A 14,954-nucleotide genomic window follows, 5' to 3' on the forward strand; every position below is an offset into this window, starting at 1 on the left:
AGCCATGCCTTTGATCACGCAGTTATTCGCCGTGCTGGTTTTTGCTTGCCTGAGCTTTGCGGCTCGGGGCGAGAAGCTGCGTATCGTCACCGAACCGTGGGCGCCGTACGTCTATGAACAGAGCGGCAAGAACCTCGGTCTGGACTACGAAACCACCGCCATCGTGTTCAAGCGCCTGGGCATCGAAGTCGAATGGCAGTTCCTGCCGTGGAAACGCTGCCTGTCGATGCTCGAAACCGGCCAGGCCGACGGCGCACTGGACATCTTCCACAGCGACGAACGCGACGCCACCCTGCTCTACCCGAGCGAACCGCTGTCGGACGTCGAGTTCGTGATGTTCTACGCCAACGAGCGACCACACCCTTTTAATAGCCTGGAAGACCTCAAGGGCCTGACCGTCGGCACCTCGCCGGGCTATCTGTACAGCCCCGACTTTCGCGAATCGACTCTGTTCACCCGCGAACCGGCCCCGACCCACGAAGCCAATTTCGGCAAACTGGTGCGCGGGCGCATCGACCTGCTGATCACCGATCGCCGCGTGGGTCAGCATTTGCTCGATGAACTGGGTATTCGCGACAAGATCACGGAAAACCCCACGGTCATCAGCCGCCAGAGCCAGTTTCTGGCCGTGCGGCGCAATGCCGGGATGGATTTGCTGGTGCAGCGCTTCGGCGCGGAACTCAAGCGTTTCAAGCGCGAACCGGCCTATGCCGAGCTCAGCGCCCGCTACGGCGCGGCCCCCGCTCTGACGGCGCCGCTGGGCACCGCCACCGCCAGCGGCAAAACCGTTGAGCAGCAGGAAAGCGGCGCTCAGTGATTGCTCTGTTATACTCCGGCGTTCCCGCCAGGCTCACGCCCGGACGCCCGGAACCGTAACAGGCCTCCCGACCCGCTACAGCGCAGCTTTTCAGCCCGCGCGAGCGCTCCGGACGTGCCTTCGGAACTGCAGCAGGACCGGACGGGATTGCGTCCTCTTAAACGCCATTCGCGCCAGGCAAGACTCCCATTGGGCCAAGCCCTAACTGAAACAGGATTACTCATGTCCTTTGCTTCCCTCGGTCTCTCCGAGGCTTTGGTCCGCGCTATCGAAGATGCGGGCTATACCGAGCCTACTCCGGTGCAACAGCGGGCCATTCCCGCCGTGTTGCAAGGTCGCGACCTGATGGTTGCGGCACAGACAGGTACCGGTAAAACCGGCGGTTTCGCCCTTCCGATCCTGGAGCGGCTGTTCCCCAACGGCCACCCGGACAAATCCCAGCGTCACGGCCCGCGCCAGCCGCGCGTGCTGGTCCTGACCCCGACCCGCGAACTCGCGGCCCAGGTGCACGACAGCTTCAAGATCTACGCCCGCGACCTGAAATTCGTCAGTGCCTGCATCTTCGGCGGCGTCGGCATGAACCCACAGGTTCAGGCCATGTCCCGTGGCGTGGACGTCCTCGTTGCCTGCCCGGGTCGTCTGCTCGACCTGTGCGGCCAGGGCAGCGTCGATCTGTCCCACGTTGAAATCCTCGTGCTCGACGAAGCCGACCGCATGCTCGACATGGGCTTCGTCCATGACGTGAAGAAAGTCCTCGCGCGTCTGCCGGCCAAGCGTCAGAACCTGCTGTTCTCGGCGACCTTCTCCAAAGACATCACCGACCTTGCCGGCAAGCTGCTGCACAACCCGGAACGCATCGAAGTGACGCCGCCGAACACCACGGTCGAGCGCATCGAGCAACGCGTATTCCGTCTGCCGGCCAGCCACAAGCGTGCGCTGCTGGCCCACCTGATCACCGCCGGCGCGTGGGAACAGGTGCTGGTGTTCACCCGCACCAAGCACGGCGCCAACCGTCTGGCCGAGTACCTGGACAAGCACGGCCTGCCGGCTGTGGCGATCCACGGCAACAAGAGCCAGAACGCCCGCACCAAAGCCTTGGCCGACTTCAAGGCCGGTGAAGTGCGCATTCTGGTAGCGACCGATATCGCCGCCCGTGGCCTGGACATCGACCAGTTGCCGCATGTGGTCAACTTCGAACTGCCGAACGTCGATGAAGACTACGTGCACCGTATCGGTCGTACCGGCCGGGCCGGTCGTTCGGGCGAGGCGATCTCGCTGGTCGCACCGGACGAAGAAAAACTGCTGAAAAGCATCGAGCGCATGACCAAGCAGAAAATCGCCGACGGCGACCTGATGGGCTTCGATGCCAGCACCATCGAGGCCGAGAAGCCGGAAGCCCGTGAGCGTCCGGACATGCGCAACCCGCGCAATGCCCGTGGCCCACGCGGTGACGGTCCGAATGGCGGCGGCGGTGGCGGCGGTCGTAAAGACAAAGGCAAAGACAAGGGCAAGGAAAAACCGGCAGGTGAGCGTGGCGAGCGTCCAGCCCGTCAACAAAAGCCGCGTGAAGGCACCCCGGCCCGTGAACAGCGCCAGCCAAGCCAGCCGCCACGCGCTGCTGCTGACCGTGCTCCGGACGAGTTCCTCGACGACGATATCGATAACTTCGGTAACCGCGTCGATTACGTGCCGAAGCAGGCTCCGGCCGGTGGTCGCAACCGTCGTCCAGGCGCTCCGGCGCAAGGCGCAGGTTCGGGCGCACCACGCGGCGGTCAGCCACAAGGTCGCCAGAACGGTCCACGCAACAGCAACGGTTCGAGCACCGGTACGCCGCCAGGCAAGCGCAGCGGCCCACGCAACGGTGCTCCGCGTGACGGTCAGGGTCGTCGCGATGAGAACCCGCGCAACCGCCGCCCGGCCCGCGACGATCAGCCACGCGCTGAACCGGCCGTGCAGAACCCGCGCAGCAGCGGACCGAAGATCATGCACAAGGAATCGAAAGCCGACCGCTTCCCGACGCCTGAGCAGCTGGATCAACTGCCAAGCCGCCCACGCGGTGAAAAACCGGCCTTGCTGACCCGCAATCGCTGAGTTTTCCACTGCAATGAAAAATGCCCCGGCCTGAAACCGGGGCATTTTTTTGCGCGCCGCCGAGACGAAAGTTACGGCAGGCAATAAAAAACGCCCCCGATCGCAAGACCGGAGGCGTTTTTGTGTGTCAGGCGAAAATTACTTCGCTTTCACACCTTCAAACGAAACGTACAGCTCGACCGCGTCGGACTTCGGACCCAGGTCTTTCTGCTTGCCGAAATCGGAACGCTTGATGGTGGTGGTGCCTTCGAAACCGGCACGGTAGCCGCCCCATGGATCCTTGCCTTCGCCCAGGAAGGTCGCCTTCACGACCACTGGCTTGGTAACGCCCAGGATGGTCAGGTCGCCGGTCACGTCAGCGGTGTTGGCACCGGTGGACTTGACGCTGGTGGAGACGAAGGTTGCCTTGGCGAACTTGCCTGCGTTCAGGAAGTCAGGGCTGGCGATGTGCTTGTCGCGCTCGGCGTGGTTGGTGAACACGCTGGCGGTGTTCACGTTGAACTCGATCTTGCTGTCTTCAGGCTTGGCAGCGTCGAAGCTGAACTTGCCATCGATGTCCTTGAAGGTACCGGTGATGAAGCTGTAGCCCAGGTGGCTGATCTTGAAGTCGACGAAGGCGTGCTGGCCTTCTTTATCAACCACGTAGTCAGCGGCCATCACGTTGGCGGACAGGACGGCAGAGCCGATTGCCAGAGCGGCCAGAGTCTTTTTCAACATGCTTTGTTTTCCTTTGGAGTCGAGGTTGAACATCAGGCTTTGCGTCCCAGCATTCGTGTCAGGGTCGCATCACGATCGATAAAGTGGTGCTTCAATGCTGCCAACGCATGAAGGCCGGAAAAAATTACCAGCGCCCATGCCAGCCAGAGATGAATCACACCGGCGGTATCTGCCTGATCCGGTAGTCCGGAAACCAGTGCAGGAACTTCAAACAGGCCAAACACCGGGATCCCGACACCGTCTGCGGTGGAAATCAGGTAACCGGCAATCATCACGGCGAACAGCGCAAGGTACAGAAACCCATGGCCGAACTTGGCGCCGATGCGGGTCATGCGGCTGTAGCTTTGCAGCGTTGGTGGCGGTGGGCTGACAAAGCGCCACAACACCCGCAACACCATCACACCCAGCAGCACCAGACCGATGCTCTTGTGCAGATCCGGCGCGTCTTTGCGCCAGGTGCTGTAGTAATCCAGCCCCACCATCCACAGACCCAGCGCGAACAGCCCGAAGACCACAAGCGCCACACCCCAGTGCATGAAGATGCTGACCCAACCGTAGCGCGAAGAAGAGTTACGTAGCTGCATTGCCCAAATCCTGTGAGAACTGCGAACCAAGACTAGCGAGTTATCTATCGAATTAAAGCGGAAAATTTCGCTTTGAAATATCGAGAAATACGATCAAGAGTCTTGAACAGGGGAGTTAAGGAAAGATTAAAGACAAAAGTGTGGCGGGATGTTGTGAATCACACGCAAAAAAAAGCGCGGCCTGAAAGCCGCGCTTTTTCATTCACCGCAAAGCCTTACTGCGCTTTGGTCTCGGTGGTTGCCGCCGGTTTGGCCGCTGGCTTCTTCGCCGGTTCAGCTTTTTTCGCTGCAGGTTTGGCTGCAGGTTTTTTCGCCTCGGTCTTGGCCGCCGGTTTCTTCGCTGCTGGCTTGGCTGCTGCTTTCTTGGCTGGCTCGGCTTTTACCGGAGCCGCCGGCTTCGGTGCTTCCACCGGAGCTGGCGCAGGGGCCGGGGTCGGTGCAGGCGCTGGGGCGGCTGGAGCAGGTGCCGGCTCTGGCGCTTTTACAGGCTCTGGTTTCTTGTCGTCGTCCGAACCGCCGAACAGGTTGGTGAAGAAGTTGCCTTTCTTCGCCGCCACGGCTGCGCCCGCTGCACCTGCCGCTGCGGCGGTGGCTGCTGCCGGGCCGACTTTGGCCGGTTCGAAGGATTTGCCCGCCGCCAGGTCTTCAACCTGACTGGCCGCACGCTGGCCGGTGCGCAGTGCGCCTTCCAGGGTGCCCGGGTACAAGGTGTCGGTGTGTTCGCCGGCAAACGCTATGCGTTGCAGCGGACGCTCCCACAGACGCCAGTATTTGCTGATCTGGCCAGGGCCGAAGGCCAGGTAAGAACCGCCGGTCGATGGATCGGTGCTGTAGCGACGGATTTCATAGCCGGTGAACGAGCCACGGGCCTGTGGATAAAACGCGTGCAGACGAATCAGCACCTGATCGACCATCTGCTTGTCGCCGAAGGCCTGCATGACGCGGGCGTTGTCGCCGGACAGGTTGATCACCACGTTCGCGCCGCCCTTCAGGGCTGGCTCGATCCACAACATGCCAAGACCGGTGTTGCTGTAGATCTCGCCGGACATCCGCGCCTTGCTTTCCCACACAGGCGTCTTGAACTTCAGCATGATCTGGTCGCGCCAGCCATAGTTGGTGCCCTTGATCGCAGCCAGGTGCTGGGCATCCAGCGCCGGGGTCAGCTGAATCTTGTTGAGGGCGCGCAATGGCACCGCCAGCACGACGTAGTCTGCCGAATAGCCCACGCTGCCGACCTTGACGGTCACGCCGTCCTTGTCCTGGGTGATGGCGGACACCGGCGAATCGGTCTTGATGGTTTTCAGCTGTTTGACGAAGGCCTGGGCCAGCACCGGGCTGCCACCGACCAGTCGCGAAGCGCGCAGGTCACGGTCGGACACGCCGCGATACACCCGGCTCTGCTGCGCGAAGTACAGCAGCGACAGGCGCGAAGGCTCGTCGTAGTGGGTGCGGATGTCCTGGTTGATCAGCTGACGCGCGGTGGCCGGCAGGTTCTGCTTGTCGAGCCAGCTCGAAACGTTGATCTGGTCCAGGGCGTGCAGGGTGTTGGTCGCGGCCGGGTTCTGCGGGTCGTCGATCGAACGCGCCAGATCGTCACGGGTTTTCTCGTAGCGCTTCAGCGCTTCGGCCGTAGCAGGCTGTTTGGTGGTCAGGTCGGCGGCGGAGAAATACTCGCCGTCGATCAGGTAACCCGGGGTCCGTACGAATTCAGGGGCTGGCGTGGTGTTCAGCTTGAAGGTCGATACGTACTTGTTCAGCACCGGTTGAGTCTTGTCGTTGCCGATCCACTCACTGGTGGCCATGCCCGAGCGACCGCCCAGGCTCGGCTTGGCTTCGAGCAGCGTGACCTGCCAGCCCTTGTTCTGCAGTTCGTAAGCCGCCGTCAGACCCGACAGGCCGCCGCCGATCACGATTGCGGTTTTATCCTTGGCCAGCGCCGTAACGCTAAACAGCCCCAACACCACTAGCGCACAGGCGCGCAGCCAACCGACAGACATTCAGCGAACTCCGGAAAAACACTTAGGAAAATGCAGTTTTGCGGGTCAGACGACCCAAAGAACCGCGAAGAATACGTCAGCCATCAAAACGCCGCCAGCGACGTCTATCGGCCCATACAAAGTAGCTCAATCGACACAATGGGTTGTCCCGACGCGACGCATTGCATAGGCTTGCGCGATTGTTTGCCCGCGCCTGACGCGAGCCGCCTCGAGGAGACTGAACATGGGCCTGAACAACCAGTGGATGCAACGCGATCTCGCGGTGCTGTGGCATCCCTGCACCCAGATGAAAGACCACGAACAGCTGCCGCTGATCCCGATCAAGCGCGGTGAAGGCGTCTGGCTGGAAGACTTCGAAGGCAAGCGTTATCTGGATGCGGTCAGCTCCTGGTGGGTCAACGTGTTCGGCCACGCCAACCCGCGCATCAACCAGCGCATCAAGGATCAGGTCGATCAGCTGGAACACGTGATTCTGGCCGGCTTCAGCCATCAGCCGGTGATCGAGCTGTCCGAGCGTCTGGTGAAAATGACGCCGGAAGGCCTGAACCGGGTGTTCTACGCCGATAACGGTTCGTCCTGCATCGAAGTCGCGCTGAAAATGAGCTTTCACTACTGGCTCAACCGCGGCCAACCGAACAAGAAGCGCTTCGTCACCCTGACCAACAGCTACCACGGCGAGACCATGGCGGCGATGGCGGTCGGTGACGTGCCGTTGTTCACCGAAACCTACAAAGCCCTGCTGATGGACACCATCAAGGTGCCGAGCCCGGATTGCTACCTGCGCCCGCAGGGCATGAGCTGGGAAGAACACTCGCGCAACATGTTCGCCGCCATGGAGCAGACCCTGGCCGAGAACCACGACAGCGTCGCGGCCGTGATCGTCGAGCCGCTGATCCAGGGCGCCGGCGGCATGCGCATGTACCACCCGGTCTATCTCAAGCTGCTGCGCGAGGCCTGCGACCGCTACGGCGTGCACCTGATTCACGACGAAATCGCCGTCGGCTTCGGCCGCACCGGGACCATGTTCGCCTGCGAACAGGCCGGCATCCGTCCGGACTTCCTGTGCCTGTCGAAAGCCCTGACCGGCGGTTATCTGCCATTAGCGGCGTGCCTGACCACCGACGAGGTGTACAGCGCGTTCTACGACGATTACCCGACCTTGCGCGCCTTCCTGCATTCGCACAGCTATACCGGCAACCCGCTGGCCTGTGCGGCGGCATTGGCGACCCTGGATATTTTCGAGCAGGACAACGTGATCGAAAACAACCGGGCGCTGGCCCAGCGCATGGCGTCGGCGACGGCGCATCTGGTGGATCATCCGAATGTTTCGGAAGTGCGTCAGACCGGCATGGTGCTGGCGATCGAGATGGTCAAGGACAAAGCCACGAAAGAGGCTTATCCGTGGCAGGAACGTCGCGGCCTGAAGGTGTTCCAGCATGCGCTGGAGCGTGGCGCGTTGCTGCGCCCGTTGGGCAGCGTAGTGTATTTCCTGCCGCCGTACGTGATCACCCCGGAGCAGATCGACTTCCTCGCCGAAGTCGCCAGCGAAGGCATCGACATTGCCACCCGTGACAGCGTCAGTGTGGCGGTGCCGAAGGATTTCCATCCCGGGTTCCGTGATCCGGGCTGATTCGGCTTACTTCACTCGTTCCCACGTCGAGGCGTCGAACCGTCTGCGTGGGAATGCAGCCCGGGACGCTCCGCGTCCCAAAAGCGGACGCAGAGCGTCCAACGAGGCATTCCCACGCAGAGCGTGGGAACGATCTACTTAAAGAGAACCACCATGAGACTGTCCCGCTTCTTTATCGACGCCCCGCTCAGCACCGGCGAACACGAACTGCCGGAAGCCCAGGCGCATTACATCAGCCGCGTGCTGCGCATGGCCGAGGGCGATGCGGTGCAGATGTTCAACGGTTCCGGCCACGAGTTTCGCGGATCGCTGGTGGAAGTCGGCAAGAAACGCGTGGTGGTGCAGATCGACGAGCAGTTCGCCGGTCAGGTCGAATCGCCGCTGCAGATCCACCTCGGCCAGGGCCTGTCCCGGGGCGAGCGGATGGACTGGGCAATCCAGAAAGCCACCGAACTGGGCGTGACCGAAATCACCCCGATCTTCAGCGAACGCTGCGAAGTCCGCCTCAAGGACGAACGCGCCGACAAACGCCTGCTGCACTGGCGTCAGGTGGCGATCAGCGCTTGCGAGCAATGCGGTCGTTCGCGAGTGCCGGTGATTCATCCACCGGTGCTGCTGGCCGACTGGCTGAAGCAGACCGAAGCCGAACTGAAACTGGTGCTGCACCCGGTGGCCGAGCCTTTGGTCAGCCATGCCAAACCATCGACGCTGGCATTCCTGATCGGCCCTGAAGGCGGCCTGTCAGACGCCGAAGTCGAGCAAGCCAAGGCCAGCGGCTTCCACGCCGCCCGCCTCGGCCCGCGTGTGCTGCGCACCGAGACTGCGCCGGTTGTGGCGCTGGCGGTGGCGCAGCAACTGTGGGGTGATTTCTAACGCGTCACTGCACCGGATCACTGATCGGTCTGGCGATGATTGCCTTGAGTTCGCTGGTCATCGGGAACTCAAGGTTCAGGCCCTTCGGCGGGATCGGTTGTTCGAACCACTTGCGGTAGATGCCGTTGATCTCCCCCGAGCTGTACAGGTCGGCCAGCACACCGTTGACCAGCGCGAGGAATTGCGGATCATCCTTGCGCACCATGCAGCTGTAGATTTCCCGCGACTGCTCCTCCCCCACCACGACCCAGTTATGTGGATCCCGCGCCTTGGCCCGCTCGCCGTAAAGCAGCGCATCGTCCATGTAAAACGCCGCTGCGCGCCCCGATTGCAGCATCTGGAACGCCTCGCCGTGATCCTTGGCGCTGATGACGAACATGTTCAGTTTGTGGTCGAGGTTGTAGCTCTTCAGATAACGCTCGTTGGTGGTGCCGGCGGTGGTCACCACGTTCTTGCCGCGCAGGTCGTCGAAGCTGTGGATGCCGCTGTCCTTGGCGGTCAGCAGCTGCCCTTTGACGTAGATGAAACCGTAGGAAAACGCGACCTGCTTCTGCCGTTCGGCGGTCACTCCGGTGGAGCCGCATTCAAGGTCGACCGTGCCGTTCTGCACCAGCGGAATCCGCGTCTGCGAGGTCACCAGGTTGTACTTCACCTTCAGTTCCGGCAGCGCCAGTTGCTGCCTGATGCGCTCGACGATCTTGTCTGCCAGCTCCACCGAATACCCCATCGGCTGGCCGGTGTGATCACCCACATACGAGAACGGCACCGACGCATCGCGATAACCCAGGGTGATGCTGTTGGCGCTGGCGATCTTGCCGAGCGTACCGGTCAGCGGCACTTCATTGGCCTGCGCCTGAGCGCCGAAAACCAGCGCCAGAGTGCAGCCGAGCAACGTGATTTTTTGCATTGTTATTCTCCGTTGTGGGTGGGGTGTTTTAGCAGAAACCGTCACGCCGCACGGGGATTGAACCCGTGCAGATCAATGGATGTGCGCTGCTCGCCGATCAGTTCGCTGAGCAACTGCCCGCTGCCGCAGGCCAGGGTGAAACCCAGCGCACCGTGGCCGAGGTTGAGCCACAGATTGCGATACGCCGTGGCGCCCAGCAGCGGAACGCCGGTGGGGGTGGCCGGGCGCATGCCGGCCCACTCCACGGCCGCATCGTAGTTGCCGGCGTCGGGAAAGGTGTCGCGGGCCTGGCGCTTGATCAGCGCCAGCCGCTCGGGGTCCACCGCCGGGTCGAAACCGACGATGTCGACCATCGCCGCCACTCGCAGTTGTTCGCCGATACGCGCGTAGACGATCTTGCGGTCGTAGTCGGTGATGCTTACGTCTGGCGCCCGATGCTCGTTGCCGATCGGCACGGTCAGGCTGTAGCCCTTGAGCGGATACAGCGGCAAGCGCAGGCCGGGCAGCGCCAGCAACGGGCTGCGATGGCCGGCGGCGATTACCAGTTGTTCAACCGGCAGGGTTTCTTCGCCAAGCTCAATGGCCGTAACCGCGCCGTGGCTGTGGCGAATGCCGGTGACTGCCTGACCAAGGCGAAACTCGCAGCGACCCGACGCCTTCAATCGCGCCGCCAACTGTTGGCAGAAACCGTGACAGTCGCCTACTTCTTCATCCGGCGTGTAGATCGCGCCCACAAACGGCGCATCGGCCAGAGCCGGTTCCAGTTGCGCACATTCGGCGGCGGACAACACCTGCTGTTGCTGCGGATCGGCGAGGCCTTTGCGTGCATGCTCGAAGCTGGCGGTATTGCGGAAGGTCACCAGTTTGCCGTTGCGCCGCCAGTTGAAACCGACCAGTCCGTCGTCCTCGCGCCAGCGTTTCAGCGTGCTCTGGCTGAACAGCGCCAGACGCAACAGATGCGCAGCGTTTTCACGGTTGACCGAGGTGCGACACGCGGCGAGAAACGAGGCCATCCAGCGCCATTGCGCCGGGTCCAGGCGCGGGCGAAGTTTCAGCGGTGAGTCGCCACGCAGGATCCAGCCGATTGCCTGCAATGGCACGCCGGCATCGGCCAGGGGCGCAACGTAGCGGTAGGACAACTGGCCGCCGTTGGCGAAACTGGTTTCGCTGCCCAGCGCCTGCCGCGCCTCGACCACTGTCACTTCGAAACCGTCGCGCACCAGCGCCCAGGCCGTTGCCAACCCGATCACGCCGCCGCCGATGATGCACACACGCTGAGCCATGTCCGTCCTTAATCGTTCTTGAAGACGAGGCCGAGGTTAGGGTGAGGTGACAGGCGCCGAACAATGAATAAAGATGCCAAACCTATAAACAAAGGTTATGGGATCGTCATGCGCCTTCGTCACATCGAGATTTTCCAGGCCATCCGCCAGACCGGCTCGGTCAGCGCCGCTGCGCAGTTGCTGCACGTCTCGCAACCGGCGGTGACCAAGGTGCTGCAACACGCCGAGCAGCAATTGGGCTTTCCATTGTTTCTGCGGGTGCGCGGCAAGTTGCAGGCAACCCCGGAAGCGCTGGAGCTGGAACGCGAAGTCGACAAGGTCACCGAAAGCCTGCAAGGCGTGCGGCGTCTGGCCCAGAGCCTGCGCCGAGAACCCGGCCACAGCCTGCGGATCGGCGCGACCCCTGCGCTGGCGCTGTCGTTGCTGCCGCCGGCGATCCAGCAATGGACGACGCAATTCCCGGACATCGCCTGCGAACTGTCGAGCGCCCACAGCCGCGAGCTGATGCAGAACCTGCTGATGCGCGAAGTGGACGTGGCCCTGACGTTGCAGTTGCCGGATCATCCGGGGCTGAAGGCCCAGGCATTGGCCTCAGGGGTGCTGGTGGCGCTGGCGCCGAAAGGTTACTGGCCGGAGAAAGACTCCGGTCAGCCGTTGCCGCTGATGGCGTTGGCGGGAGCGCCGCTGATCGGGCTGTCCAGCGCCGATCCACTGGCTGCCCGGCTAGACAGTTATCTCGAAGCGGTCGAGCCACCGCCCCGTGTGCGGATCGCCGTGCAAACGTATTCGCTGGCGCGTGCGATGGTGGAGTCCGGCGCCGGGGTGGCCGTGATAGATCCGTTCACCGCCCTCGGTGCCTCGCCGACCAGCACCGTGATTCGCCCACTCACCCCGCCGCTGCCGATCACGCTGTACGCCGTGACCCGCGCTACCGAACCGCCGCCGCATACGCTGCATGATTTGCTGCAGATCTTCAGTCAGCGCGCCGGCGAACAACTCGGTCGCCTGATGGGCGCTTAAAGGACGTAAAACAGAATCGCCACAAAATGCAGCAGGCTCCCGGCGATCACGAACAGATGCCAGATCCCGTGGGCATGCCGCAACCGGTGATCAAGCGCAAAAAAGATGATCCCCACGGTGTACAGCACGCCCCCCGACGCCAGCCAGGCAAACCCCGCCGTCCCGAGCGCTGCTATCAGCGGCTTGACCGCCACCAGCACGATCCAGCCCATCACCGCGTAGATCACGATCGACAGGATCCGCGCCTCTGAGCGCGGCTTGATCTCTTGCAGGATGCCGATCAACGCCAGCCCCCAGACAATCCCGAAAAGCGTCCAGCCCCACGGCCCGCGCAGGGTCACCAGGCAGAATGGCGTGTAACTGCCGGCGATCAGCAGGTAGATCGAAAAGTGATCGACCTTCTTCATGATCGCTTTTTTGCGCCCGCGCACGCTGTGGTACACGGTCGATGCGCTGTAGAGCACCAGCAAGGTGAAGGCATAAATCGCCACGCTGACGATCTTCCACGGGCTGCCGTCGAGGCTGGCAATCACCAGCATCCAGACGCCCCCGACAAACGCCGCTACCGCCCCGACCAGATGCGTCCAGGCGTTCAGTTTTTCTCCGTGATACATGTGTCGCACACCTCGATTTCATTACCGCAGCGCGCAAGGCTCGGGCCTTGAGCGTAAAAGCGCAATGTTTCCGTTCAACGCAGGCCTGCGCCTGTCCTGATATTTGGGCACAATCGACCGATACCAAGAAGAGTCCGCGCCATGCTGATCGACGAAGAATTGACCCTGAAGAAACTCGAGGTGTTCCTCGCCTTCATGCGCACCGGCAACCTCGCCCGCGCCGCCGCCGAGTTGCAGACCAGCAACGTCAGCGTGCACCGCGCGATCCATTCGCTGGAAAGCGCCCTGCGCTGTCCGCTGTTCAAACACGAAGGGCGCAACCTGACACCGCTGGAAAGCGCCTACGTGCTCGAAGAGCGGGCGCAGAAGCTGATTCAGGACGTGGTCGAAAGCGTGCGCCTGACCCGCGAAGCCGCCGGATTCTCGGCCGAGCGCTTCAAGCTCGGCTCACTGTATTCGCTGACGGTGAAAACCGTGCCGCAGCTGATCATGGGCCTGAAGATCCGCCGCAGCGAACTCAACATCGACCTGATCCTCGGCTCGAACATCGACCTGCTCTACAAGCTGAAGAACATGGAAGTCGACGCGATCCTGGTGTCGCTGGACGACACCGTCAACGACCCGGACTGCGAACAGATTCCGCTGTTTTCCGACGACATCTTCCTCGCTACGCCAGCCGATTCGCGCTTCGCCCAGCGCAGCGAAGTGGATCTGGCAGAGGTACGCGATGAGACCTTTATTACCCTGACCCAAGGCTTCGCCACCCATCAGGATGGTATCCGGGTGTTCAGGCAGGCGGGGTTCGAGCCGAAGGTGGCGATGCAGGTCAACGACATCTTCACCCTGCTGAGCATGGTCAGCTCCGGGGTCGGTTATGCGTTGCTGCCGGGGAGGATTGCGGCGGTGTACGAGAACCGGGTGAAGCTGATTCCGTTGCAGGAGAAGTACCGGTTGCAGCAGCACATCGGGGTGGTGTTTTTGAAGGCAAAAGAGCGGGATCCGAATTTGCTGGCATTGCTGGCGGAGTGCCGGATGTATGCCAATCGCCAGACCACCTAACGATCGTTCCCACGCTCTGCGTGGGAATGCCTCAATGGACGCTCTGCGTCCGCTTTTGGGACGCGGAGCGTCCCGGGCTGCATTCCCACGCAGAGCGTGGGAACGATCAACGATCTGTTAGCCAACGATTCCGCGAACAATGAAGAACAGCAGCGATGGACCCAGCAAGCACCCAAGCCCGGTGTGGAAGGTCGCGGTCAAAGCGCCATAAGGCACCAACCGCCGATCCGTCGCCGCCAGCCCCGCCGTCACACCACTTACCGTACCGGCCAGCCCGCCGAACACCATCGCCGAGCGCGGGTTATCCAGGCCCATCCAACGCGCCGCCACCGGCGTGCCGACCATCACCAGAATCGCCTTGATCAACCCGGTGGCAATCGACAGCGCCATCACATCCGAAGTCGCACCAATCGCCGCACCGGTCACCGGGCCGACGATGTAAGTCACCGCACCCGCGCCGATGGTGGTCATGCTCACGGCATCGCGATAACCGAACGCATAAGCCATGCACGCGCCGACAATGAACGGCAGGATCGTGCCCAGCAGCAGCGCAATTACCCCGATCATCCCGGCTTTCTTCGCCTCGGTCGCCTGCACTTCAAACGCCGTGGCAACGATGGCGAAATCCCGCAGCATCGCGCCGCCCATCAGGCCGATGCCGGAGAACAGCGTCAGATCCGCCAGGCCCTTCTGCCCGCCGGTCATCGTCCCGCCGACCCAGGCCAGCACCAGGCCGATGACGATGGCAATCGCCGAGCCGTGAATCCGTCCGAAAGTCAGGCGTTTGGAGAGGATCACCGAGACCCACATGATCACGCCGACGAAGGCGAACGCGGTGATCAGACCGTTGTGTTCCAGACCTTTTTCAATGAGATCCCACATGTCAGCGACCTCCTACCGGCGTGCCGACCGGGGAGATTTCCGCCGGTTCGTCGGGCAAGGGTTCGCCCTTGTGGGTGCGGCTGATCAGGGCAATCGTGCAGCCACAGACCACCACCGAACCGATTGCCGCCAGCACCGCCACCGGGCCGCCGTGCAGGGCGGTGACGACGTTCTGTTGTGCGGCCATCGCCACCACCACCGGAATGTACATGGCGCCCCAGAAGCCGACGCCCATCTCGCAGTCCTTGGTCATGCCGCCGCGTTTCTGCATCCACAACCGCGCGCAGATCAACAGGATCATGGCGATGCCGACCCCGCCGACGTTGGATTTGACGCCCAGAAGAACACCGAGCATGTCACCCATGATCACCCCTGCCAGCGTACAGATCGCCAGCAGCGCCACACCGTAAATAATCATTGTTGTAGTCCTCAAAGTGCATCGTCGAATGTTGTTTTTGTTGTTCGAAGCCTGAGTCGGTG

At 62.3% G+C, this 14,954-nt stretch carries 14 protein-coding genes; 6 read left to right on the forward strand and 8 right to left on the reverse strand.

What is annotated here, in order from left to right; genetic code table 11:
* Positions 1-4 precede the first annotated feature (4 nt).
* Both AC0R79_RS28425 and AC0R79_RS28430 read left to right on the forward strand, forming a co-directional pair.
* A complete protein-coding gene (locus tag AC0R79_RS28425) occupies positions 5-817 on the forward strand; it encodes a substrate-binding periplasmic protein (protein ID WP_474732570.1) in 813 nt (270 codons plus the stop codon).
* A gap of 222 nt (positions 818-1,039) precedes the next feature.
* Positions 1,040-2,908 (forward strand): DEAD/DEAH box helicase, encoded by a 1,869-nt coding sequence (locus tag AC0R79_RS28430; RefSeq protein ID WP_474732571.1) that lies wholly within the window; start codon positions 1,040-1,042, stop codon positions 2,906-2,908.
* 138 nt (positions 2,909-3,046) lie between these two features.
* Here AC0R79_RS28430 and AC0R79_RS28435 read toward each other — a convergent pair whose 3' ends face one another.
* The 3 genes from AC0R79_RS28435 to AC0R79_RS28445 all read right to left on the reverse strand — a co-directional run bounded on the left by AC0R79_RS28435 (position 3,047) and on the right by AC0R79_RS28445 (position 6,206).
* On the reverse strand, positions 3,047-3,625 hold the full coding sequence (locus AC0R79_RS28435; RefSeq protein ID WP_230733982.1) for a YceI family protein: 579 nt from the start codon (positions 3,623-3,625) through the stop codon (positions 3,047-3,049).
* A gap of 32 nt (positions 3,626-3,657) precedes the next feature.
* Positions 3,658-4,209 (reverse strand): cytochrome b, encoded by a 552-nt coding sequence (locus tag AC0R79_RS28440; protein ID WP_007959675.1) that lies wholly within the window; start codon positions 4,207-4,209, stop codon positions 3,658-3,660.
* A gap of 215 nt (positions 4,210-4,424) precedes the next feature.
* A complete protein-coding gene (locus AC0R79_RS28445) occupies positions 4,425-6,206 on the reverse strand; it encodes a flavin monoamine oxidase family protein (RefSeq protein WP_474732572.1) in 1,782 nt (593 codons plus the stop codon).
* Between the two features lie 223 nt (positions 6,207-6,429).
* Between AC0R79_RS28445 and AC0R79_RS28450 the strand changes: the two genes are divergently transcribed.
* Positions 6,430-7,836: an adenosylmethionine--8-amino-7-oxononanoate transaminase gene (locus AC0R79_RS28450; RefSeq protein WP_007953301.1), complete on the forward strand. Its 1,407-nt coding sequence runs from the start codon at positions 6,430-6,432 to the stop codon at positions 7,834-7,836.
* 153 nt (positions 7,837-7,989) lie between these two features.
* Positions 7,990-8,709 (forward strand): 16S rRNA (uracil(1498)-N(3))-methyltransferase, encoded by a 720-nt coding sequence (locus AC0R79_RS28455; RefSeq protein WP_474732573.1) that lies wholly within the window; start codon positions 7,990-7,992, stop codon positions 8,707-8,709.
* A 4-nt stretch (positions 8,710-8,713) separates the two neighbouring features.
* Here the strand turns inward: AC0R79_RS28455 and AC0R79_RS28460 are convergent, their stop codons facing one another.
* Positions 8,714-9,616, reverse strand: coding sequence for a transporter substrate-binding domain-containing protein (locus AC0R79_RS28460; RefSeq protein ID WP_375744243.1), 903 nt, complete (start codon positions 9,614-9,616; stop codon positions 8,714-8,716).
* Between the two features lie 41 nt (positions 9,617-9,657).
* On the reverse strand, positions 9,658-10,899 hold the full coding sequence (locus AC0R79_RS28465; RefSeq protein WP_474732574.1) for a D-amino acid dehydrogenase: 1,242 nt from the start codon (positions 10,897-10,899) through the stop codon (positions 9,658-9,660).
* A gap of 108 nt (positions 10,900-11,007) precedes the next feature.
* On the opposite strand from AC0R79_RS28465, the gene AC0R79_RS28470 reads away from it, so the two are divergent.
* Entirely contained in the window at positions 11,008-11,919 is a 912-nt protein-coding gene (locus tag AC0R79_RS28470) for a LysR family transcriptional regulator (RefSeq protein ID WP_474732575.1), read from the forward strand.
* Here the strand turns inward: AC0R79_RS28470 and trhA are convergent.
* Entirely contained in the window at positions 11,916-12,533 is a 618-nt protein-coding gene (trhA, locus tag AC0R79_RS28475; protein ID WP_011336351.1) for a PAQR family membrane homeostasis protein TrhA, read from the reverse strand. The genes AC0R79_RS28470 and trhA overlap by 4 nt on opposite strands.
* Before the next feature lie 141 nt (positions 12,534-12,674).
* Between trhA and AC0R79_RS28480 the strand changes: the two genes are divergently transcribed.
* Positions 12,675-13,592 carry a LysR family transcriptional regulator gene (locus tag AC0R79_RS28480; protein ID WP_074690186.1) on the forward strand — a complete coding sequence of 306 codons (918 nt, stop codon included), beginning with the start codon at positions 12,675-12,677 and terminating at the stop codon, positions 13,590-13,592.
* Between the two features lie 117 nt (positions 13,593-13,709).
* Here AC0R79_RS28480 and madM read toward each other — a convergent pair whose 3' ends face one another.
* A complete protein-coding gene (madM, locus tag AC0R79_RS28485) occupies positions 13,710-14,474 on the reverse strand; it encodes a malonate transporter subunit MadM (RefSeq protein WP_007953314.1) in 765 nt (254 codons plus the stop codon).
* Position 14,475: 1 nt separating this feature from the next.
* Positions 14,476-14,892 carry a malonate transporter subunit MadL gene (madL, locus tag AC0R79_RS28490; RefSeq protein WP_008063455.1) on the reverse strand — a complete coding sequence of 139 codons (417 nt, stop codon included), beginning with the start codon at positions 14,890-14,892 and terminating at the stop codon, positions 14,476-14,478.
* Positions 14,893-14,954 lie beyond the last annotated feature (62 nt).

This window comes from Pseudomonas sp. HD57-3 (assembly GCF_056113135.1).